21 protein-coding genes and 1 tRNA gene are annotated in these 22,824 nt (G+C 39.6%); 9 read left to right on the top strand and 13 right to left on the bottom strand.

Annotated elements, in window-relative coordinates; all coding sequences use genetic code 11:
- Positions 1 to 119 precede the first annotated feature (119 nt).
- Positions 120 to 204 (bottom strand) — tRNA-Ser (locus PHT93_RS01640).
- A 441-nt stretch (positions 205 to 645) separates the two neighbouring features.
- On the opposite strand from PHT93_RS01640, the gene PHT93_RS01645 reads away from it, so the two are divergent.
- The 9 genes from PHT93_RS01645 (at position 646) to PHT93_RS01685 (ending at position 7,342) form a co-directional block, all read left to right on the top strand.
- Positions 646 to 774 (top strand): hypothetical protein, encoded by a 129-nt coding sequence (locus PHT93_RS01645; protein ID WP_300238689.1) that lies wholly within the window; start codon positions 646 to 648, stop codon positions 772 to 774.
- A 15-nt stretch (positions 775 to 789) separates the two neighbouring features.
- Positions 790 to 1,008 (top strand): hypothetical protein, encoded by a 219-nt coding sequence (locus PHT93_RS01650; RefSeq protein WP_300238692.1) that lies wholly within the window; start codon positions 790 to 792, stop codon positions 1,006 to 1,008.
- A gap of 491 nt (positions 1,009 to 1,499) precedes the next feature.
- The gene (locus tag PHT93_RS01655) at positions 1,500 to 1,883 is read left to right on the top strand and encodes a DUF2007 domain-containing protein (RefSeq protein ID WP_300238695.1); all 384 of its coding nucleotides are present in this window, start codon (positions 1,500 to 1,502) and stop codon (positions 1,881 to 1,883) included.
- 254 nt (positions 1,884 to 2,137) lie between these two features.
- A complete protein-coding gene (hisG, locus tag PHT93_RS01660; RefSeq protein ID WP_300238698.1) occupies positions 2,138 to 2,989 on the top strand; it encodes an ATP phosphoribosyltransferase in 852 nt (283 codons plus the stop codon).
- Positions 2,986 to 3,525, top strand: a complete 540-nt coding sequence (locus PHT93_RS01665; RefSeq protein WP_300238701.1) for a GNAT family protein — start codon at positions 2,986 to 2,988, stop codon at positions 3,523 to 3,525. The genes hisG and PHT93_RS01665 overlap by 4 nt, the downstream gene beginning before the upstream one ends.
- Positions 3,512 to 4,792, top strand: a complete 1,281-nt coding sequence (gene hisD, locus PHT93_RS01670) for a histidinol dehydrogenase (RefSeq protein WP_300238704.1) — start codon at positions 3,512 to 3,514, stop codon at positions 4,790 to 4,792. The genes PHT93_RS01665 and hisD overlap by 14 nt, the downstream gene beginning before the upstream one ends.
- Positions 4,789 to 5,826: a histidinol-phosphate transaminase gene (gene hisC / locus PHT93_RS01675; RefSeq protein WP_300238707.1), complete on the top strand. Its 1,038-nt coding sequence runs from the start codon at positions 4,789 to 4,791 to the stop codon at positions 5,824 to 5,826. Before hisD ends, hisC begins: the two co-directional genes overlap by 4 nt.
- The gene (gene hisB, locus PHT93_RS01680) at positions 5,823 to 6,950 is read left to right on the top strand and encodes a bifunctional histidinol-phosphatase/imidazoleglycerol-phosphate dehydratase HisB (RefSeq protein WP_300238710.1); all 1,128 of its coding nucleotides are present in this window, start codon (positions 5,823 to 5,825) and stop codon (positions 6,948 to 6,950) included. Before hisC ends, hisB begins: the two co-directional genes overlap by 4 nt.
- Complete coding sequence (locus tag PHT93_RS01685) at positions 6,947 to 7,342, top strand: lipocalin-like domain-containing protein (RefSeq protein ID WP_300238712.1); 396 nt, start codon at positions 6,947 to 6,949, stop codon at positions 7,340 to 7,342. Before hisB ends, PHT93_RS01685 begins: the two co-directional genes overlap by 4 nt.
- A gap of 3 nt (positions 7,343 to 7,345) precedes the next feature.
- Here PHT93_RS01685 and PHT93_RS01690 read toward each other — a convergent pair whose 3' ends face one another.
- The 12 genes from PHT93_RS01690 to PHT93_RS01745 form a co-directional block, all read right to left on the bottom strand.
- A complete protein-coding gene (locus PHT93_RS01690) occupies positions 7,346 to 9,466 on the bottom strand; it encodes a Tex family protein (RefSeq protein WP_300238714.1) in 2,121 nt (706 codons plus the stop codon).
- Positions 9,467 to 9,491: 25 nt separating this feature from the next.
- Entirely contained in the window at positions 9,492 to 10,721 is a 1,230-nt protein-coding gene (locus tag PHT93_RS01695; RefSeq protein WP_300238716.1) for a DEAD/DEAH box helicase, read from the bottom strand.
- A gap of 37 nt (positions 10,722 to 10,758) precedes the next feature.
- Positions 10,759 to 11,580 carry a transporter substrate-binding domain-containing protein gene (locus tag PHT93_RS01700; protein ID WP_300238718.1) on the bottom strand — a complete coding sequence of 274 codons (822 nt, stop codon included), beginning with the start codon at positions 11,578 to 11,580 and terminating at the stop codon, positions 10,759 to 10,761.
- 17 nt (positions 11,581 to 11,597) lie between these two features.
- Positions 11,598 to 13,682 (bottom strand): putative porin, encoded by a 2,085-nt coding sequence (locus PHT93_RS01705; RefSeq protein ID WP_300238719.1) that lies wholly within the window; start codon positions 13,680 to 13,682, stop codon positions 11,598 to 11,600.
- Positions 13,683 to 13,754: 72 nt separating this feature from the next.
- Entirely contained in the window at positions 13,755 to 14,297 is a 543-nt protein-coding gene (locus tag PHT93_RS01710; RefSeq protein WP_300238721.1) for a 2-oxoacid:acceptor oxidoreductase family protein, read from the bottom strand.
- Positions 14,298 to 14,315: 18 nt separating this feature from the next.
- The gene (locus PHT93_RS01715) at positions 14,316 to 15,080 is read right to left on the bottom strand and encodes a thiamine pyrophosphate-dependent enzyme (protein ID WP_300238723.1); all 765 of its coding nucleotides are present in this window, start codon (positions 15,078 to 15,080) and stop codon (positions 14,316 to 14,318) included.
- Positions 15,081 to 15,262: 182 nt separating this feature from the next.
- On the bottom strand, positions 15,263 to 16,342 hold the full coding sequence (locus PHT93_RS01720) for a 3-methyl-2-oxobutanoate dehydrogenase subunit VorB (protein WP_300238725.1): 1,080 nt from the start codon (positions 16,340 to 16,342) through the stop codon (positions 15,263 to 15,265).
- A 24-nt stretch (positions 16,343 to 16,366) separates the two neighbouring features.
- On the bottom strand, positions 16,367 to 16,594 hold the full coding sequence (locus PHT93_RS01725; protein WP_300238727.1) for a 4Fe-4S binding protein: 228 nt from the start codon (positions 16,592 to 16,594) through the stop codon (positions 16,367 to 16,369).
- Positions 16,595 to 16,694: 100 nt separating this feature from the next.
- Complete coding sequence (locus PHT93_RS01730) at positions 16,695 to 18,143, bottom strand: tetratricopeptide repeat protein (protein WP_300238729.1); 1,449 nt, start codon at positions 18,141 to 18,143, stop codon at positions 16,695 to 16,697.
- Positions 18,144 to 18,174: 31 nt separating this feature from the next.
- Positions 18,175 to 19,875, bottom strand: coding sequence for a glutamine--tRNA ligase/YqeY domain fusion protein (locus tag PHT93_RS01735; RefSeq protein WP_300238732.1), 1,701 nt, complete (start codon positions 19,873 to 19,875; stop codon positions 18,175 to 18,177).
- 293 nt (positions 19,876 to 20,168) lie between these two features.
- The gene (locus PHT93_RS01740; protein ID WP_300238734.1) at positions 20,169 to 21,389 is read right to left on the bottom strand and encodes a hypothetical protein; all 1,221 of its coding nucleotides are present in this window, start codon (positions 21,387 to 21,389) and stop codon (positions 20,169 to 20,171) included.
- A gap of 5 nt (positions 21,390 to 21,394) precedes the next feature.
- A complete protein-coding gene (locus PHT93_RS01745; protein WP_300238736.1) occupies positions 21,395 to 22,645 on the bottom strand; it encodes a 6-bladed beta-propeller in 1,251 nt (416 codons plus the stop codon).
- Between the last annotated feature and the right edge of the window lie 179 nt (positions 22,646 to 22,824).

A 22,824-nucleotide genomic window follows, 5' to 3' on the forward strand; every position in this document is an offset into this window, starting at 1 on the left:
GTCCCTTTTTGGCATTTTCCTGTCTTTTTCACCGGACTGTATAGAAGCAAAAAACCCTACAAGTCATTGAACTTGTAGGGTTTGTCTACTTTTTGGCTGCTCTTGGCTTTGCCTTCCAGCGGAGAGACAGGGATTCGAACCCCGGGAACCTCGCGGTTCAACGGTTTTCAAGACCGCCGCAATCGACCACTCTGCCACCTCTCCTTTGTTTTTCTTGCAACCATCTCTCTGATTGCGGTGCAAATGTAGTGATAGTTTTTTATTTGGCAAATCTTTTTGTGTTTTTCTTTAAGGTGATTTTTTTAGATGGAAAACTTATTTTGTGAACTGTCTTATTTTTAGGATTTTGGAGAAGGGTGGTTAATTAATTATGTGTAGAACTGTTGGCTGGTTAAATATATACTATTTTAATGTCGAAAATAGGGCTCATTTTCTTCGTTGAAAATCAAAATAGACGTAAAAATATAAAGTGTATTTTTGAAAAAATATACTTTTTACAGAGGGTTCATCCTTTATATTTCCGAAAATAACCTTTAGCCTGAATTATTCATAAAGAGAGGAGAATATCCGTTGATACATTTTGTATATCAACGGATATTTGTTGTATTTAATGACCAATAAAAATAAACAAAAAAGATTCTCCTCATGAACGAAAGTACAATAATCCAGTCAAAGAACCATGCTCAAGGCGAGTTATTTCATCTCTCAGGCATTCAAAACCGTAAAATAGAAGTAAGCTATACCAGCCCTGATACGTCTTCTTACGGCGGATAATTACTCTTACGTGAGATGGAGCAGCAAAGTTCGATTATCGATAAGCTGACCCATGTACTTGAGGATACCCGTCACGCGGGTTATATCTGTTGTGTTGAAGAAGCAGAACAGACATATAAGAGGTATAAGGAACCTGTTCGTCTTTATCGAAGTTTTCTCTATGGCGCGGAATGTTGGAAGACGAAACGCCGGATGGTGGTTTGTGTGAGTGTGCCTGATTACTTTACGGGATAAGAGAAATCATATCCGGACTCTACCATTAACCAGACAAACATAAACAGAAAAAGGGCAAGTCTGAGGACTCACCCTAAACCACTCACCGGAGACAAGAGTATAGTCTTTGGAGGGAAAGAGAGTGTACTCTTTTTGTTCAAAGACTATACTCTTTGCCAAAAATGCCTTTGGTGAGTACTTTAATCCAGATCAAAATTCTGACCTTTTGGGGATCCGACAGACTCTTTTCCCCACGTTTTTTGCCGGACTTACCGCAAAGATGAAAAAACTCAGATTTTGAGAAGTACAAAAAAGAGCAAAGTACGATTTCGAAGGTTTATGAATAATATAGGTTATATTTTTTATTTGTTCTATTGTGAAAAATCACCCCAAGATACCTCGGAAGTACATGCGGATGTTTTTGTGCGAAATAATAAAATTATCAGTATGCGATTTTATTCATCTAATAGTTTTATCTTTATCTGAATTATTAATGGTTACGAGTGAATTTTATGGGTGAGGATAAAATGGTGGAAATAGCTCGTTTTCAGTATCCGGCGGAAGCTCAGTTGTTGATGGCTCTTCTTCGGTCTGAGGGGATTGATTGTTATCTGAGAAATGAGTATTCATCTCAGGTTATGGCTGGTTATGTTGATGTGGGAGGAGCAAGGGTTGAGATATTGGAAAGTGAAGTGCAGCATGCGCTTGAAGTGATGAAAGATGGAGGGTATGAGTTGCCTGATGAGGATGAAAATGGTGAGATGGTACAGGTTGTGGCAGGGTGGACAAAAAAGATTCCGATTCTTCGGAACTTGTCTGCTGAGAAGCAGATTCTGGTGATACTTGCTTTTATTGCTGTATTGTTGGGCCTGTTGATTTTTTTAGCGTCCTTGTAATTGGACTTAATGGTATATATTCTTTTTATGCCTAAAAAATGATAGAAAAATTTGGATATTCAATTATTATTGTAACTTTGCGAACATAATTAATGTTGAAATGATAAGAATTAGTTTACATCACCACCATCATTGTATAGCGGACTCGTAGTTCGGTAGGCTGTGTGGTATGTAAATACTTTAATAAAACAGATTGGGCTTGCCGTATAGGTGAGCCTTTTTTTATGCTTATAAATAAACTAAATAGAACTAAGATGTTAAGAATTGCAGTACAATCGAAAGGTCGTTTGTTCGACGAAACAATGCTTTTACTGGAAGAAGCAGGTATCAAACTGAATAAAGGAAAACGTATTTTGCTTTTGTCGGCTAAAGGATTTCCGGTGGAGGTTCTTTTCCTCAGAGATGATGATATACCTCAATCCGTTGCTAATGGTGTAGCTGATGTTGGTATTGTTGGAGAGAATGAGTATGTGGAGAAGGGGGGACAAGCGGAGTTAATCAAACGCCTTGGTTTTAGTAAATGTCGTTTGTCTTTAGCTATTCCGAAGGATGAAAAATACAATGGCGTGACATGGTTTGAGGGTAAAACGATTGCAACCTCTTATCCTGAAATACTGAGTGCTTATTTGAAACAGAATAATGTAAATGCGGAATTGCATGTGATTAGTGGTTCTGTCGAAATTGCTCCGGGAATAGGTTTGGCTGATGCTATTTTTGATATTGTTAGTTCAGGAAGTACGCTTGTAAGTAATCGTCTGAAAGAAGTTGAGGTGGTTATGAGTAGCGAAGCGTTGTTGATTGCGAATAATAAGCTGACTTCTGAAAAAAGGGAAATTCTGAACGAACTGTTGTTCCGTTTTGATGCAATACAAGCTGCTGAAGGTAAAAAGTATGTGCTGCTGAATGCGCCGAAAGAAAATCTCAATCAGATTATTGAAGTACTTCCGGGAATGAAAAGTCCCACTGTTACCCCTTTGGCAGACGGAGAATGGGTGTCAATACAATCGGTTATCGCAGAGAAACATTTCTGGGAGATCATCGGAAAACTAAAATCATTGGGGGCAGAAGGAATTTTAGTTCTACCTATTGAAAAAATGATCTTATGATACGTATTTCGGATGACATACAATTAATACCTTTGTGTTTAGATGATGCTACCGATATCTTCCGGATATTGAATGACGAACGGGAGTATATGCGTGAATGGTTACCATTTGTAGATAACACTCATCAGGAAGAAGATACGGCGAAAGCTGTTGGAGATATGGTGAATTCCTCAGCAGAACAATTCACGATCCGCTATATGGGTAAACTAATCGGTCTGATCGGTTTTAAAGATTTTGATGAAGTTAACGGAAAGATTGAAATAGGCTATTGGCTTTCACAATATATGCAGGGAAAAGGAGTGATGGTTCGTTCCGTAAAAGCGTTGATTGATTATGCTTTTGAGCATTTAGGGGTTAATCGCATTCAAATAAAAGTGGCGGTTGAAAATGCGAAAAGCAATCGGATTCCCGTTAAACTTGATTTTACATTGGAAGGAGTTGAACGGGATGGCGAACTGTTGGTTGACAATAAATACACCGATCTTAATATATATAGTCTGCTGAAAAAAGAATATAAGAAAGATGGAAATAATTAATTATCCCGATAGAAGTACCTGGAAAGATATCGCTAAACGTCCTGCTTTGGATGTCAGCACTTTGTTCGATACAGTAAATTCTGTTTTATCGGATGTGAAAAAGGGTGGTGATAAAGCGGTAAAAGCATATGGGGAGAAATTTGATAAGGTTGCATTAGACTCATTGTTGGTGACCGAACAAGAAATGGCCGGAGTGATTACAAACGTTTCCGATGATCTGAAGCAAGCCATTCGTATTGCTTATGCTAATATCGCAAAATTTCATAAGGCCCAGGAATTTACAGGAAAGAAAATAGAAACAACGCCGGGTGTGACTTGCTGGCAGAAAGCGGTTGCTATTGAAAAAGTAGGCTTGTATATTCCCGGGGGAACAGCTCCCTTGTTTTCTACTGTCCTGATGTTGGCTGTTCCTGCTAAAATTGCCGGTTGTAAAGAAATAGTACTATGTACGCCTCCCGATAAGAATGGAAATATACATCCTGCGATTCTTTTTGCCGCGCAGATTGCAGGAGTACATAAAATAATAAAGGCCGGAGGTATTCAGGCGATTGCCTCGATGGCTTATGGTACGGAGTCTGTTCCCAAAGTGGATAAGATATTCGGACCGGGCAACCAATATGTAACGGCTGCGAAACAATTGGTAAGTCTGAAAGACGTTGCTATTGATATGCCGGCAGGTCCTTCCGAAGTACAGGTTATTGCGGACGAGACAGCAAATCCGGATTTTATTGCCGCTGATTTTCTTTCTCAGGCAGAACACGGCGCCGACAGTCAGTCAATCCTGGTGACCACCGATGCGGCGCTTATTCCTCGTGTTGAAGCTGCTATAAATCGTCAATTGAACGAGCTTCCCCGTAAGGAAATAACCGCGAAGGCACTTGAACATAGTCGTATTGTGCTGTTGAAGGATGAAGAAGAAGTCGTTGCGTTTACCAATCTCTATGCTCCGGAACATTTGATTATCCAAACGAAAGATTATTTGAGTCTGGCGGAACAGGTGGAGAATGCCGGAAGTGTTTTCCTGGGGGCATATACACCTGAAAGTGCCGGTGATTATGCATCGGGAACAAATCACACCTTGCCGACAAATGGATATGCACGTGCTTACAGCGGGGTAAACTTAGATAGTTTTATCCGAAAGATTACATTCCAGGAAATAACAGCGGATGGTATTCGTAATCTGGGAGATACTATTCGCATCATGGCATCAAATGAAGAACTGGAAGCGCATAGAAATGCCGTAACTGTAAGATTGAACACATTATGAAGGAGTTAAATCAATTAATAAGAGACAATGTGCGGAAGATGAAGCCTTATTCATCGGCACGAGATGAGTTTCACGGTGAAGCGTCTGTTTATTTAGATGCAAATGAGAATCCGTTTAATTCTCCCTACAATCGCTACCCTGACCCCTTGCAATGGAAAGTAAAAGAAAAGATCGCCAAGTTGAAGGGTGTTCGCAAAGAAAGTATTCTGTTAGGGAATGGTAGTGATGAGCCTATTGACTTACTAATCCGTGCTTTTTGTGAGCCAGGTAAAGATGCGATAACTTCTATTACTCCTTCCTACGGGATGTATGAGGTTTCGGCTGAGGTGAATAATGTGGAATTTCGGAAAGTTCCATTGACTGCTGATTTTGAACTGAATGCTTCTGAACTTCTTCGTACGGCAGGAACAGACAGCAAACTCATTTATTTGTGTTCTCCGAATAACCCGACAGGGAATAACCTGAGTCGAAGGGAAATATATAACGTTTTAAATACATTTGACGGTTTGGTTGTTGTGGATGAAGCTTATATTGATTTTTCATCTGAACCTTCTTTCTTGACAGAGTTGGATAAGCATCCGACTTTAGTTGTATTGCAGACGTTCTCAAAGGCTTGGGGAGCGGCAGCCGTACGATTGGGGATGGCTTTTGCTTCACCTGAAATAATAGGAGTACTGAATAAAATCAAATATCCGTATAATATAAATCAGCTTACCCAGGAGTATGCGTTGAAACTTTTTGCAGAGGAAGCTAAAATGAAAGAACAGCTTGTTTGTATTCTTAAAGGACGTACAGATCTGGAACGTGGATTACGTGAGTTGCCTTGCGTGAAGAAGATCTATCCTTCAGATGCTAATTTTGTTCTTGTACGTGTTTCCGACGCAAACGGAATTTATAATCGATTGGTTGATAAAGGGATCATTGTGCGTAATCGTACGAATGTTACGCTTTGTGAAGGCTGTCTGCGTATTACGGTAGGTACGGAAGACGAAAATAAACAGTTGTTGAATGAGTTACAAATGATTGAACTATGAAAAGAGCGTTGTTTATAGACCGGGACGGTACATTAGTCATTGAACCGCCTGTAGATTATCAATTGGATAGCCTGGAGAAATTGGAGTTTTACCCTAAGGTGTTCCGTAATTTGCATTTTATCCGTAAACAATTAGACTTTGAGTTTGTCATGGTCACAAATCAGGATGGATTGGGAACAAGTTCTTTTCCTGAAGAGACCTTCTGGCCGGCTCACAATCTGATGATGAAAACATTGGAAGGTGAGGGGATCGTTTTTGATGATGTGTTGATTGATCGTTCTTTTCCGGAAGATAACTCTCCGAATCGTAAACCCCGTACCGGCATGCTTGGAAAATATTTGAGTGAAGAATATGATCTGGCAAATAGTTATGTGATTGGTGACCGGTTGACCGATGTGGAACTGGCCGCTAATTTAGGAACAAAAGCGATCTGGTTACGTAATCCGAAAGGAGCAGAAGGGGAATTAGAGGCATATGAACGAGACCTGGAGGTGGCTTTAATTACGGACGATTGGGATAAAATAACGGAATTTCTCTTTGCCGGAGAACGGATAGCTGTTGTTCAGCGTACCACGCATGAGACGGATATCTATGTTTCGCTCAACTTAGATGGTAGTGGAAAGACGAACGTGTCAACCGGCTTGGGCTTTTTTGATCATATGTTGGATCAGATCGGGAAACATTCGGGTATAGACCTTACCGTTCATGTAAAAGGTGACCTGCAAGTGGATGAACATCATACCATAGAAGATACGGCGATTGCACTTGGGGAAGCGTTGCTGAAAGCATTGGGAGACAAACGTGGAATTGAACGATACGGCTATTGTTTGCCGATGGATGATTGTCTGTGTCAGGTAGCGCTTGATTTCGGAGGGCGTCCCTGGTTGGTCTGGGATGCGGAGTTTCATCGCGAGCGGGTAGGAGATATGCCTACGGAGATGTTTCTTCACTTTTTTAAGAGCCTGAGTGATGCCGCGCGAATGAATTTGAATATAAAAGCCGAAGGAAATAACGAACATCACAAAATAGAAGGTATCTTTAAGGCCTTGGCGCGCTCCATTCGTATGGCAATTCGCCGGGATGTTTATAATTTTACGTTACCAAGTACTAAAGGAGTTTTATGATACGATATTTGTTGGCCGTCCTGTCTCTGGGCGTATTACTGTTTGTTTCGTGTAGTAAAGACGATGACGATAAGTTGGAGGGCAAGTGGCAACTCCAACAGGTGGAAACCGATGGGCAGATTATCAAAGTAGATACCGTCTATTACAATTTCCAGACTTCACTGTTCTTGTATCAAATCTATATCCCTGCAACAGACGGTATGCGTCATTGTTATGGTTTTAAGACGTGGGACGGCGACAAGCAATTGCTCCTTGAATTAGAAGGAGGCAATAGTTTCTTGCCTTATACGGATTGGAAGGAAGTGACAGAATCCTTTACGGTTGAGACATTGACAAACAGTAAAATGATTCTGAACAGAGAAAATAAACGATATGTGTTCCGTAAATTCTAAAACTTACAATTTCATACTGAGTTGAATGCGTTTCCGTCCCATATCAACACTCAGTACTTTAACAGTAACGTGTTGATGGATGGATACGACTTCTGTCGGATCACTAACGAAACGGTCGGCTAATTCAGAAATGTGAACAAGCCCGTTTTCTTTAACGCCAACATCTACAAAGCAACCAAAATTGGTGATGTTGGTAACAATTCCGGGCAACACCTGTCCCTCACGCAGATCTTCTATTGTTTTGATTGTCGGATCAAAGGAAAATACTTTTATTGCCTGACGCGGGTCACGTCCCGGCTTGTCTAACTCTTCAATAATATCTTGCAAAGTCGGCATACCCACTTTGTCTGATACATACTTTTTAAGATCCAGTTTCTTCTTTAATTCCTTATTGGTGATCAGTTCCTCAACACTGCAATTCAGGTCTGTTGCCATGTGCTGAACAATCGGATAACTTTCCGGATGAACAGCCGAATTATCCAATGGATTTTCCCCTCCCTGAATGCGAAGAAATCCTGCGCATTGTTCGAAGGCCTTTTCTCCCATACGTGGCACTTTCAGTAACTCACGACGGTTGCGGAATGCCCCATGCTCTGTGCGATATGCAACAATATTTTTAGCCAAGGCCGGCCCAAGTCCTGAAATATAAGTCAACAGATGTTTGCTGGCCGTATTTACATTGACTCCTACAGCATTTACACAGCTTTCTACCGTTTGATCCAAACTCTTCTTTAAAGCACCCTGATCAACATCATGCTGATATTGTCCCACTCCGATGCTTTTGGGATCGATCTTAACCAATTCGGCCAATGGATCCATTAATCTACGGCCAATACTCACTGCTCCACGTACTGTTACATCATAACTCGGAAATTCTTCACGAGCAATAGGGGATGCCGAATAGATGGAAGCTCCGTTTTCGCTGACTACAAACACTTGAACTTTCCGATCGTACCGGATTTCAGTTATAAACTTCTCTGTTTCCCTGCTGGCAGTACCATTACCTATTGCAATGGCTTCAATAGCGTAGGTTTCTACTAAATGCGCCACCTTGGAAGCCGCTTTTGATCGTTCGTTCTGAGGAGGATTCGGAAAGATTGTTTCATTATGCAGAAGTGTTCCCTGTGCATCTAAGCAGACTAATTTACATCCTGTGCGATATCCCGGATCAACACCCAAAACCCGTTTTTGCCCCAGCGGAGCCGCAAGTAATAATTGGCGAAGATTTTCTGCAAAAACACGTATTGCTTCTTCGTCGGCTTTCGTTTTACTTAAATTGGCGTATTCTGTTTCTATAGACGGTTTCAAAAGGCGTTTAAACGCATCTTCTACGGCTGTCTCAACATGACTCGAAGCTTCACCACGTCCTTTTATAAATTTGTGTTTTAACCGCTCAATGCAACTATCCGTATCCGGCGATATACTTACCCGAAGGATCCCTTCCACCTCACCACGACGAAGGGCAAGCAGACGGTGTGAAGAGGCACGTTTAAGTGGTTCCGAAAAATCGAAATAATCCTGATATTTTGCTCCTTCTTCTTCCTTCCCTTTAATTACCTTGGAGGAAATAACGGCCGTACGTTCGAAGCTGTTACGAATAGTATTACGTGCTTCCTCATTTTCATTTACCCATTCCGCAATAATATCTCTTGCTCCTTGCAGAGCCTCATCTTCATCTTTTACCTCCTCATTCAGGAATGGGAGAACACGGGCAGACAGATCCCGTTCGTTTTGTTTGAAAACAATTTCCGCGAAAGGTTCTAATCCTTTCTTTCTGGCTATCTCTGCTTTTGTTTGCCGCTTTGGTTTATACGGCAAGTAAAGATCTTCCAATTCGGTTGCATCCCAGGATTCCTCAATACGCTTTTTCAGTTCCGGAGTTAGTTTTCCCTGTTCTTCGATAGACGAAAGAATCGTTGCTTTCCGTTTTTTCAGTTCTGTCAGTTTGTCGAGATTATCTTTAATCTGGCCGATCTGAACTTCGTCTAAACCTCCGGTTACTTCTTTTCTGTAGCGACTGATAAAGGGAATAGTAGCACCTTCATTCAGCAATTCGATTGTTTTGCTAACCTGTCTTTCAGGAATATTTAGTGCTTGAGAAATAAGCGAATGAAATGTTGTCATCTTGAAACTATAGGACGTGTTATTTTTATTGTTTTCTCCGGAAATTATTGGATGGCCGTTTGCCTGCAGGCTTACCGTATTTCTTTTGTCTGTTCTTTTCCGGTTCGTATAGAGGTGCTTCTCCGATGATCGGGTCAACGGGAATTTTATATACGGTTTTCTTTAGGAAGTCTTCAATCTTCTTAAAATTATATTGCTCTTCTACCGAAACAAATGTGATAGCCAATCCTTCACCGCCAGTTCCACGTGCTGTACGTCCGATGCGGTGTACGTAATCTTCAGGATCATGCGGAATATCGAAATTTACTACTAATCGGATATCATTGATGTCTATACCACGAGAAACAACATCCGTGGCAACAAGTATGTCAACCCGTCCATTCTTGAAGTCTTTCATCACTTCTTCGCGCTGACTTTGTTCCAAATCAGAATGCATGGCTTCAACGTTAAACTTGAGCCTTTTAAGCGTAGAAGCAAGTTCTTTAACCTTTAGTTTCGATGATGAAAATATAATGACACGTTGAGGGCGACTCTGTACGAACAAATTTTGCAGGATTGCGATCTTCTGCGGTTCATAACAGATATAAGCCGTTTGCATGATAGACTCGGGCGGGCGTGAGATGGCGATCTTTACTTCTTCAGGATTTTTGAGAATCGTCTTAGCTAATGTCCGTATCTTAGGAGGCATTGTCGCTGAAAACATGATTGTCTGACAATTCTGGGGCAGCTCTTTATAGATAGACATGATATCGTCAAAAAATCCCATATCTAACATACGATCCGCTTCGTCAAGGATAAAGAAAGAGACGTGCGAGAAATCAATATTTCCCAATTTCATGTGTGATAATAATCGTCCCGGAGTGGCAATCACAATATCAGCACCCATTTCAACCCCTCTTTTTTGTTGCTCCCATGCGATTCCATCTGTTCCGCCATAAATAGCAACTGCTGATACAGGAATAAAGTACGTAAAACCTTCTATCTGTTGGTCAATTTGCTGCGCTAATTCACGAGTAGGAGCCATAATAATAGCATTGATAGCATTAGCTTCATGTTTCCCTTTACTTAACTCGTTAATTACGGGCAATACGTAGGCTGCCGTTTTTCCTGTTCCTGTCTGCGCACAGGCAATCACATCTTTTCCTTCTAAAATAATAGGGATTGTAAGCTCCTGAACAGGGGTTGTCTCTAAGAAGTTCATAGCATCCAATCCGTCCAAAACGGCATCTTCAAGCTCTAATTCATCAAATCTCATGTGTCATTACTATAATATAGGGTAAAGATAGGAATAATTAGCGTCTTTTATAATAGCGTTTATAGATATTGTCATAGATACCGTTTTTCCTGATCTTATCTAACCAACTATTGAGACTGTCTAAGAGAATCGGAGCATCTTTTCTGACTACCCACGATTGAAGTTGAGTAAAACTTATATCTGTATCTATATCTATTTCCGGATATAGTTTGTGATACGTTTCTGCTATTTGCTGGTCGCATACCGCATAATCTATTTCACCTTTTGCAACCATAATAATCAATTGTTCTTCCGAATAGGTTTTATCTTCCACCACATAGATCGAATCTCCTATTTCGTCTTCCAGATTATGAATTCGGAGCAGGGCTGGAGATTCTTCCGGTATATATACTTGTTTTTTTGCCAGATCAAGTTGATTTCTGATTACAGAAACACTGTCATTTCTGTTTGCTCTTTGTACGAGCACTTGCTTATTAAAAACAATCGGGTCAGTAAATAGAAACTCTTCTTTTCGATCTGCGGTTACGGGGATGTTTTGGGCAATAATATCGTATTTCCCTTCGGTTAATTGCTTAAAACTATCTGATAAGCGATTGCTCAAGCTAATCTGTACTTCAAGTCCTGAAACATTGGAGATAGCCTGACTGAGGTCGTATTGGAAACCTTCTATCGTATCGCCCGAAATATAATAGCCTGCCTGATTATACTCTGTGACAATACGAATCACTCCTTCTTGTGCAATTTGAGGATAATCGCGTAAGGCGTTGCTCTTGTTTAAGAATTGCCATAGACTTGTCATCACAAGGATTACAATAAGGAGAAGGACTAAATAGACAATCAAGAGTTTCTTTGACTTCATATCCGGAACTGAAAAAGTTAATTGTTGAAATTAACAGATAGACCAAACTTTAAGTGCATCGGATTGAGCGGATAGTTTGCCAAAGAGAAATAGTTGGGGTCGGTAAACAATGTGCCTACATTGTACATCATAATAAAGAAACGTGTTTGTTTCAAATGAAAGTTCACATACGCGTTGACCAAAGGATAATTACCAACTTTCATTTCATATCCTTTTCGTTGAAGTTGGAACTGCTGCGTAGCTGGCTCATAATATGGCGCATCATATTCGGTAAAATAATGCGCATCCGCACCAATTTGTACAGTCAAAACTTTAGCCAATTTAGTTGCCAGATATATATTCGTATATGCACTGACCTGAGGAAGAGGCAACTCTTTCTTTTCGCTGCTTAACTGATAGACAATCTCATTTTCCCAACCAAAAGCTTTGTAATGAAAATCCTGTTTTAATCTTGCGGAGACAATCTGTATATTGCTTCCGGATTGCTCGGGAACGCCGGCAGAATTAAAGAATACATAGTTTTCTATACTTTCCACGCCAGCTGATAAAGTCGTTTCTGTCGCCTCTATTTTTGCTTCTCCACCAACATAAACCTGTTTGGTGTTTTTGAGCTTATTATCCCACCAAAAATAACGGGAATAAAAATGACGTTGAAAAAAAGCCGGGGTAACATTCTTGATATATCCATTCGCTTTGATAGAAAGCTCCTTGTTGAATAAATTGAAACGGGTCTGTAATTCTCCGTCTAAACGGAACTCCCCAATATCATCACCAACAATAGCAAGTTCTCCCCGAGCGTTATATGTAAGAATACTTCCCTGTCTTTTGTAGATCTCTCCTCCTAAATAGGTGGAAGATTCACTGTAATCTTTTATTAAAGGGAAATCTAAAGAAAGAGTCGGATAAAGCGTTGTATTCCCGGGCTTAATCGGATTGTCGATCAACTCTTGTATCGGTGCTTGTGTTCTGAACTTTCTTTGTTCAAAACGAATAAAAGCCGTAAGACCTAATTTAACCCAATCCTGAAACCCTTCACGCAGAGAGAGTGCGAATGTGTTCTTATAATTCCACGAAGACATCCGGTCGTTTAGTTCCGGGTCTAAGTTGTATATATTCTGATAACTCGTATCTGTGACGGCTGTACTGCTGGAGTAGAAACGTCTTCTATTGTCTTCGTATTCAAACGTATGAATAATACTTGATACAGGAACGAATATTTCTTTAGCATTCCCTTCTTCGTCAAAATCATCTAATGTACGTACAAATCCGAGGTTGTAACGATGCGTAAGATAATATTGTTTGTTTCTTACGCGGTTCCAGGTGGTACTGTAACGGGTTGGGATAGACTTTGAGTCAATTTCCCTGTTATTTTGCTGATGACTGTCAGGGTCGGTAATGTAAGTAGTTTCAGAGATACCTCCATTCTCGTTGATGACAAAATGTTGATTACTCAGGTAAGCATTTAGTTCGTATCTGTCGCTTCGATAACTTCCGAAAAGCCGGTAACTAACTAATTTTGTTCCATTGGAGTTGTAAAAACCTCGTCCATAAATATAATCAAAATCAGCTCCAACATTTATCTTCTTCCCGAAATTGGTCGTTAATACCCCCTTTAATCTCTCTTCTTTATTAATGCTTGCACCTCCAAATGTGTAAGTTACATTTGAATAAGGTGTTTTTACGTCAAAATAATGAACGTTTTCCGGAGTGTATTTGTAATAATTGTATCCGTCAGCAAAAATAAAGTCTCGCGCTTCTCCCCGTTCTGAAAATATACGGCTTTGAGCAGGAGAGCCCACATTCCCTAAATAGGCTACAGATAGTCCGTGCCCATCCATTAATGTGCTATTGGCATAGTTTAATTTGTTTGTATCGAGAGGAGCAATATAAGAGTCCCCGATATAAGGGGTCAGTGAATAAGCTATGATCCGTTTGTTTTTTAACTCCGTACTGTCCTTAAAAAGCAAACTATCCGGTAACGCATTTTTTGAAGATGCTAAGTTTGACAAAGAGAAGCCTCCTCTTTGTCCTCCTCCTTGTTGCGCATAGGAGGAGGAAACGGATATAATTATGATAATGAATATGTATAAGCAATACTTCATGGGATGCAAAGATAAAAGAAAAGGGCGTTTCTGCGAAAGAAACACCCTTCATTATAATCTTTTAGCATGAGCCTACACTTTACGGATAATCTCCATGCCCTTTTTTATGGCAGCTTCATTCATCGGAATCAATTTATGATGACGTTCCGGTAACGATTTCTTCAGACCAAGCAATACGTTTTCAATCTTTACCATTGGAGATACTTTTAATAAACCTCCCAGAATAAGCATGTTGAAAGCCTTTTCATTTTGCATTTCCGTTACCGCATCCATAGCATCCACGCGATACACGTCGATGTCTGTTCTCTTAACCGGAGTATGAATTCCGTAGCCATCATAAATGAGTATTCCTCCGGGTTTTACCTTATTCTCAAACTTATCCAAAGAAGGTTGATTCAGGATAATTGCGATATCGAATTCGTTTAAAATAGGAGAGCTTATCGGATCATCACTTAGTATGACTGTTACATTGGCTGTTCCTCCCCTTTGTTCAGGGCCATAAGATGGCATCCAGCTTACTTCTTTGCCTTCCATCAGACCGGAGTAGGCTAATATCTTTCCCATAGATAAAACCCCCTGTCCTCCGAAGCCTGCTATTATAATTTCTTTTTTCATCCGTTTAAACTTTAGGGATTAGTCCACATTCTTTAAATCGCCTAATGGATAGGCCGGGAACATGTTCTCTTCCATCCATTTGTTGGATTGTGCCGGAGTCATTTTCCATCCTGATGAACAAGTGGATACAAATTCAACAACCGACGTTCCTTTTCCCATCATTGAGTTTTCAAATGCTTTGCGTAGCATTTTCTTTGCTTTACGCACCGCTGCCGGATTTTGAACGCTTTGACGAGTCACTAAGCCAGTCCCTTCGAGTTGCGCCAACAAGTTGGATATTTTTAACGGGTGTCCGTTTAAGGCTATATCGCGACCATAAGGTGTTGTGGAAGTAGCCATTCCCTCCAATGTCGTTGGAGCCATTTGTCCTCCGGTCATACCGTAAATAGCATTATTGACAAAGACGATGACGATATTCTCTCCGCGGTTGGCTGCATGGATCGTTTCTGCTGTTCCGATAGCCGCTAAGTCGCCATCTCCCTGATAAGTGAAAACCATTTTTCCGGGATTCAGGCGCTTAATTGCAGTGGCAATAGCTGGAGCGCGACCATGAGCTGCCTCCTGCCAGTCTATGTCTAAATAATTATAGGCAAAAACAGCACAACCTACCGGCGAGACACCGATTGTTTTTTCCTTCATGCCCATTTCTTCAATCACTTCCGCTATTAATTTATGAATAACACCATGACTACAGCCCGGGCAATAATGCATAGGATTGTCATTCATTAGCTCCGGTTTCTTATAGACCAGATTCTCCGGTTTAATTATATCGCATAGTTCCATAGATACTATTTATTTAAAAAATCTAAGGATGTATTGTACTATCCTTACTACTACAGCAATACCTCCAAAAACTAAAAAATAGACGCGGTTGCTGACGAACAAGGCGCAAACAGCAGCTATAACTGCAAAAGCCATAAATATAAGAGTGAATATTTCGTCTGTTCTACTTCCGCGTTGCATTATTAATATATTTTTTGTTTGAAAGCCTCTAATATTTCATCGGGAGTGAATACAATACCTCCTAATCGTCCGAAATGTTCCACCTTAACTTTTCCGTTTACTGCCAATCGGACATCTTCAACCATTTGTCCGGCATTCAGTTCAACAGAAAGCATACCTTTTACACGAGAAGCATAGTCGCTGATGATTTCACTCGGGAAAGGCCATAACGTAATAGGACGCAGTAAGCCTAATTTGATCCCCTCATTACGTGCGTTTTCAACCACTTTCTGACAGATACGAGCTGAAGAACCAAATGCAATAAGCAGATATTCCGCATCATCACATTGAAACTCTTCGTATCTGACTTCGTTTTCCGTAATCTTTTTATATTTAGCCTGAAAGCGTATGTTGTTCTCTTCCATTTTAGCCGGGTCAAGTTCCAGAGACGTTATGACATTCGGTTTGCGTCCAGCTGTTTTACCTTGCGTTGCCCATGGAGATTCTGCTATAATTTCCGCTTCTGTTTTTCTTGTATGAAAAGGCGGAAGAATAACCTTCTCCATCATCTGACCGATGATACCATCTGCCAGCATAATTACCGGATTGGAATATTTGAACGCCAGTTCAAAGCCTAATCCCACAAAATCTGCCATTTCCTGTACAGAATAGGGCGCAAGAGTTATTAGTCTGTAGTCTCCGTGTCCGCCTCCTTTAACTGTTTGGAAATAATCGGCCTGACTTGGCTGAATAGTACCTAAACCCGGGCCGCCACGCATTACATTTACTATAAGACAAGGCAATTCTGCTCCGGCAATGTACGAAATACCTTCTTGTTTCAGACTGATACCCGGACTCGAAGAAGACGTCATTACACGTTTTCCTGTTCCGGCACCTCCATATACCATGTTGATTGCAGCAACTTCACTTTCAGCTTGCAGAACAACCATTCCGGTCGTTTCCCATGGCTTTTCAAGCGTAAGTGTCTCCAGAATCTCAGATTGGGGAGTTATAGGGTAGCCGAAGTAACCATCCACTCCGTATCGAATAGCGGCATGAGCTACAGCTTCATTCCCTTTCATTAATTTTATATCTTCTGCCATACCGGTTTTAAGATTGAGTTGATTTCACAATTTAACTTTGTAGATAGTTAAACACCCATCCGGACAGACCATACCGCAACTGGAACAGCCGATACAGTCATCCGGGTTTTTCATGTATGCGTAGTGATATCCTTTGTTGTTTACTTCACGCGGGTGAAGTTCCAAAACGTCTGTAGGACAGGCTACAACACAAAGATCACAGCCTTTGCACCTTTCCTGATCAACCACTACCGCCCCTTTAATTTTAGCCATAAACTACTAATTATGTATTATCGCGTAGAGTCGCAAAGTTAAGAACTAAAGTGATAAATCCAAGTTGTAAACGGGAATTTCCGTTTCTACCTGTTGATATTTAGTTTCTATGTTCTTTATTCTTTAGAAATTCTTTTGTCAGATTTTCAGGCTCTATATGCTTAGTTTCAAGGTTGCGTAACAAATCGTCAACATTTATACCGGAGTTGTTGAGGAAATTCGTTAATTCTTCCGGAGGGGTTTGCTGATAATATTTATTAAATGAATCAATATCCCCCATTGCTAAATAAGCCATCGCAACGTACATGTTAATAAAAGGCATCTGGGGGTCTATATTCAGAATTTTCAGATAATACTGTAAGGCTTCTTTGACTTCATTCTTTAGATTCAGATATTGTGCTGTCTGAAAAAGACTTTCTGCGTTTTCTACTGTACTGTCTTCTGCCTCATCTATTAATTGAAATAACTTTTCCGTAACTTTTTTTGCTTCTTCGCTCTTCCCTTCTTCGGTGTACTTTATAGCCAGAATAGAAAGCAGGCGAATATTGTCGGGATACAATTCAATTGCTTTGTCGAGCGCTTCTGTCGCGTCTTCTTCTCGCTCTGTCTCCATGCAACAACGGATATAGTTTAAGAAAACAGAGACATCATCTTCGGAAGAAAGAACTTTTTCAGACAGTTGTTTCTTTAATATCTGATAAGCATCTTCAAATTTTCCCAACTTTATATAGCACTCAGCTAATAGCGGATTGAGCCTATTTTTCATATCCCATTCCGTACTGATTATATCAGAATATACTTCAATAGCCTTTTCGTAATTCTCATTCATGTACAAACAATAGGCTTTGAGTATTTTTAGTTCGACATCCGAGTCGTCACAGGTGAGTGCAAAATCAAAAGCTTCAATGGCTTTCTCGTATTCGCCCGACATGGAGTACAGCCGCCCCAGCATGAACCAGTAATCTACAGAATACGGATTCTTGTCGATCAGCTCATTGCATATTTTAATTGCACCTTTAAAATCTCCGATAGATTCAAGATGCAAGCATAGTTCATCTTTTAATGTGATGTTATCCGGAAAAAGTAAAAGTCCTCTTTGTATAAAATCGGATGTTTCTTCCTCCATATCCATATCGCTTAAAATAGGAGTAAGGTATTCAAATATCTCTTCCAGATCCTCCCGTTTGTCTATTCGGGATTCGATATAGCTTACTACCTTATGGTATTGGTCTAATGCACAATAACATTCCAGACGCATGAGATCCAATTCAAATTGATCTGCATCCGCAAGGCTCTCTATCAATGTCAGAGCTTTATCATACTCTTCATTATAGATAAGTGATTTGCATTGTCTTACTCGTAATTCCGGATTATCAGGGTGCAAACGCAGGCCCAAGGAAAGAATAGCTTCATAATGTGTAAAATCATCCGATGTTTCGAGACTTTCAAGTATCTCGTCTATTTCATCGGCATCAAAATATACTTCTTTCCCTGTCTCTTGCGCAGCCAGATATCGTTTCAGGAGATTCGAGGCGTTGTTTTGTTTCATATTTCGACTCCTTCTCTGTTGAAAAGTTATCTCAGGACTTGGCTTTTACTTTTGTCCAGGTATCTTTCAAAGAGACTGTTCTGTTAAAAATAAGTTTTCCGTATTTGCTGTCCGGGTCTAAGTTAAAGTATCCCAAACGTTGAAACTGGAAGTTGTCATAAGGTTTTGCGTGAGCCAATTCTGCTTCTACACGGCAGTTGGTTAAAACTTTCAGCGAGTCCGGATTTAACAGTTCGTGGAAATCTTTGTCTTTTTCTTCACTTGGATCTTCAGCAGTGAATAAGCGATCATAAAGACGTATTTCTGCCGGCAGACTATGTTCTACAGAAACCCAATGCAATGTGCCTTTTATTTTGCGATTACTGTCCGGCATACCGCTTTTAGTCATTGGATCATATTCTGCGTAGATTTCAACAATCTCTCCGTTTTCATCTTTCTTACAGCCTGTACATTTTACGATATACGAACTTTTCAGGCGAACTTCCTGTCCCGGTGTCATACGGAAGAATTTCTTTGGAGCATCTTCCATAAAGTCTTCCCGTTCAATATAAAGTTCACGAGAGAAAGCGATCTCATGTGTTCCTGCAGACGGATCTTCCGGGTTGTTTACCGTTTCCAGCATCTCAACCCGTCCTTCCGGATAGTTTGTGATGATTAATTTAACCGGATTGATAACAGCCGAAACACGTGGCGCGATCTTGTTCAGATCTTCACGAACCGAGTGCTCAAGTAAGGCAACATCAATGATGCCATCGTATTTCGTATAGCCTATTTTATCAATAAAATTGCGTACCGACTGCGAGGTATATCCTCTACGACGGAACCCGCAGATTGTCGGCATTCGAGGGTCATCCCATCCGTTTACCAAACCTTCTTTTACCAATTGCAACAGCTTACGTTTGCTCATGACCGTGTAAGTCAAGTTCAGACGATTAAACTCGATCTGACGCGGACGGTAATTGTCGTTTTCTTTCAGTTCATCAATAAAATAGTCGTATAAAGGACGGTGTACTTCAAATTCGAGCGTACAGATAGAATGTGTTACCCCTTCGAAGAAATCACTCTGTCCGTGCGCGAAGTCATACATGGGATATGCTTTCCACGTAGTACCCGTGCGGTGATGCGGATGTTTAATTATACGATAAATGATCGGATCGCGGAAATGCATATTCGAGGATGCCATATCTATCTTTGCGCGTAAAGTCATTCTTCCTTCTTCAAATTCACCCGCATTCATTCTGTTGAATAAATCCAAACTTTCTTCAATCGGACGGTTTCTGTATGGGCTCTCGGTGCCGGGTTGAGTTGGCGTTCCTTTTTGTGCTGCAATAGTTTCGGCACTTTGTTCGTCGATATAAGCTTTACCTTCCCTGATCAACTTGACAGCAAAATCCCAGAGTTGCTGGAAATAGTCCGAGGCATAAAAAATTTCATTCCATTGGAATCCCAACCATTTGATATCTTCCATGATAGAATCTACATACTCTACATCTTCCTTAACCGGATTCGTATCGTCAAAACGTAAGTTACACACCCCGTTATAGCGCTCTGCAATACCAAAATCGATGCAAATTGCTTTGGCGTGACCTATATGAAGATAACCATTCGGTTCCGGTGGAAAACGGGTTTGAACACGTCCGCTGTTCTTACCTTCTGCTAAATCTTTTTCAACAATGGATTCAATAAAATTCAGGCTCTTTTTTCCTTCCTCGTTCATTTTCACCTCGCTCATATCACACTCAGTTTGATTTTAAGAATGCAAAGATAGTGAATTTTTAGAACAGCAGTATAATTCAGGAGATTGATCTATCAAAACCCTTCCTTCAATACGTTATTCAGTCTCTAACGCAATATATTCTATTTTTAACTCATTGCATAAATCCGAATAAGCAACAAAGGAACCATCTTAAAAAAGAGTGAAATAGATCGATCACTTTTTCAATCTGGAACAACAACGTTACAAACGAAAGGCGAAACCGAAAGGGAGTAGCCTTTCTTTTCAGATTTTTAATCGGTCAGTAGTGGTTATTTTTGCAGAGTAATTTTCTTTCCACTTTTTTGTTGGACTACTATTTTTTTTACATAAGACAACCTATATAAGGAATCACAATTTTCTATTGTCACAAAATCATCATTAACTTGTACAATCTGGTCAAAGGGTTTTACGCCTGACAAGTCGGCTTTTCCACCTTTCCTGACCTGAGCTATATACAAGAGCGACGATTGCTTCATAAAAAAAATTCCAAAATCCTTTTCGTTTATAAAATGTGCTTTATTTTGAATGGAAGGCTCTTGCATGTGATAATGAAAAAAACAATTACGATAATCCAGAGCAAAGTTTATATGTTTTAACATGATTATACCTATAACGCCTATAATATCCGGTGGCATTTTTTGTACATAAGTTACTCTGATATTCTTAGCCTGAATATTATCAATCTTCAAAGAAAGATTATAACTCTCTTTTATTGAAGACGTATTTCCGATTGCTGAAGAGGCGTAAACAAACTCGTAGTATGGAACTCCTTTCAGCTGTTTTTCTAAAATGGATTCTGAAAGCATCAGATCTCCTCTGAATCCTAAATCCAAAAGAAAAGAGCCTTTCAATAAATAAGATGTATCGGCATCCTGGAGCAGAATCTCTGTTTTGATTAATGGAGCAGAAGTATAAGGCTCGATTTCAAAACGGATAGAGTCTGACTTATTATCGATTCTATCCAATAGAGCCATTTTCTTCTCTTTAATATTGATATTGACAATCTTATTTTTTGCTAATAAAGCCAGAGGAAGTACACCTTTTCCATACGCATCTCCTCTATGATCCGCAACGGCTGGATGTTCTTCAAAAACAACTGTATTATTAACCTGAATTTTTTGATTCTGTTTCTTTTCTTGCCCCTTTTTCCACACAAATAGTGTTTGATAAAAACGACGAGTTCCATCCGGAGTTGTAGAATTATTGGGTTGTGGATTGATAATCAGACTTAATTGCTTTTTATTCTTCTCAACAAAAGTAGAATCTAACCAAACATTTTTAGATCCAGTATCTAAAAATAAGTTGCATCTAACACTGTCTTCAATGATTGCAGGTATGTAGATCCGATCATTTATATAATTAAAGGGAATGCGATTGTATCCCTCACTATTCGAAAATGAAAAGGATTGAACTTTCTCTGTTTGAGAAAAAACGGATGTTCCATATACAAACATGCAGAACATCATAATTATTTGTTTGTAGCTAATCATTTTTTTTATTTAAAGGTAACAATTATTAAATAGGGATTATCATCTTCGGATAATTGCTTAAGAAAGCTCTTCAGTTGTTCCCCTTCAGGAGTTGGATTTACGGATATAAAATCTAACATCTTTTGTTTCTCTTCCATTAGCGTTTCCGAAGATAGTATAGCAATTGCTTTATTCCCATTCTGATATTGAGGGTTAAATTTCAAACCTGAAACCATATCATCAATGAAATAATCCATATTTTTAGCACCGGTTCTGTTTGCAACTGCATCTTTATGGTATGTTCGATAATACCGTGACTTGATTTTGTCATAAACCATAAAAAAATTTCCGGAATTGTTTCCCATTCGAAAAACAATATAATTATCAGATTCAAAAATCCCAGAATTAGGACGCATTATATAAGTCATAATTCCAAATTTATCTCCCGTTTCTTTTTTGAAATAATCGTCCTGATTTAACTTAAACTCACCGGTCAGCCGATATCTCGGTACTATTGAGTCATGTTTTATATGATATAGGGTATCAGATGCATATTCCAGAAAATAAAGATTGCCCTTATGCCGCCAAACCCGACTCATGTCAGCCCCCAGCATCTTCGTTTTCTTTTTTATAGGATATATATTACTCCGATAGCTATTGATAATTTTGCCTTTGCTATCCATGAATCTAATAGAAGCGCAATCAGGTTTATTCCTTTGTCCTATAGTTTGACGTAAAGCGATCAAATTTTCATCAATAAGATCTATGCAGCTATTAGGCGGAAGCGGTATCGTTTTATAAAAATCACCATCAATGTGAAATATGACAACCCGATTTCTCCCCAAATCAGTTGCATAGATTAGAGATTTCTCTTCGTCAATTTGTAATGGATAAGAAATATTAACATATTCTTTTGGCCCCATACCTCTATTCCCAATTTGTCTTATAAAATCCCCTGTTTTATCGTATTGATAGATAAACGACAGACCGGATAATAATATGCGGTCATTACAAAAAGCAATGTCACAAACCTGAAAGTCGTTGATTAAGGGCTCCAGGGGTAAAGGGATAAATTCAACCGAATGTGCAAAAGATGACAGGTTATTGTCATAATTTTTGCAAGAAGAATAAACAGCTAATTCATATAGCTTTTCTTTTGTAGCTATTTTACTCTCTTTCTCGGTTAAACCCGATTCTGCTTCCCCTTCAAATTCTGAAACAGAAAGGTCTCCCTTTTTACTTGCTGTACAAGAAAAAAATAGAACTGCAATAAACAAAAAAACAGATCGATTATGTTTCATAATAAATAAGGTTAAAGAGATGTGCTAATATAATCCAAGACTGTCTCATTAAATGATAATTCTACAGACGGAGTAGAAATTGTGGAACGAACTATGATAGGGCTAAGTTCTCCTTCCATCGGAATGGGCTTCTGATCTGCAAATAGGTTTGTTGC

The sequence above is a fragment of the Massilibacteroides sp. genome (assembly GCF_028705895.1).
Classification (GTDB): Bacteria; Bacteroidota; Bacteroidia; order Bacteroidales; family Tannerellaceae; genus Massilibacteroides.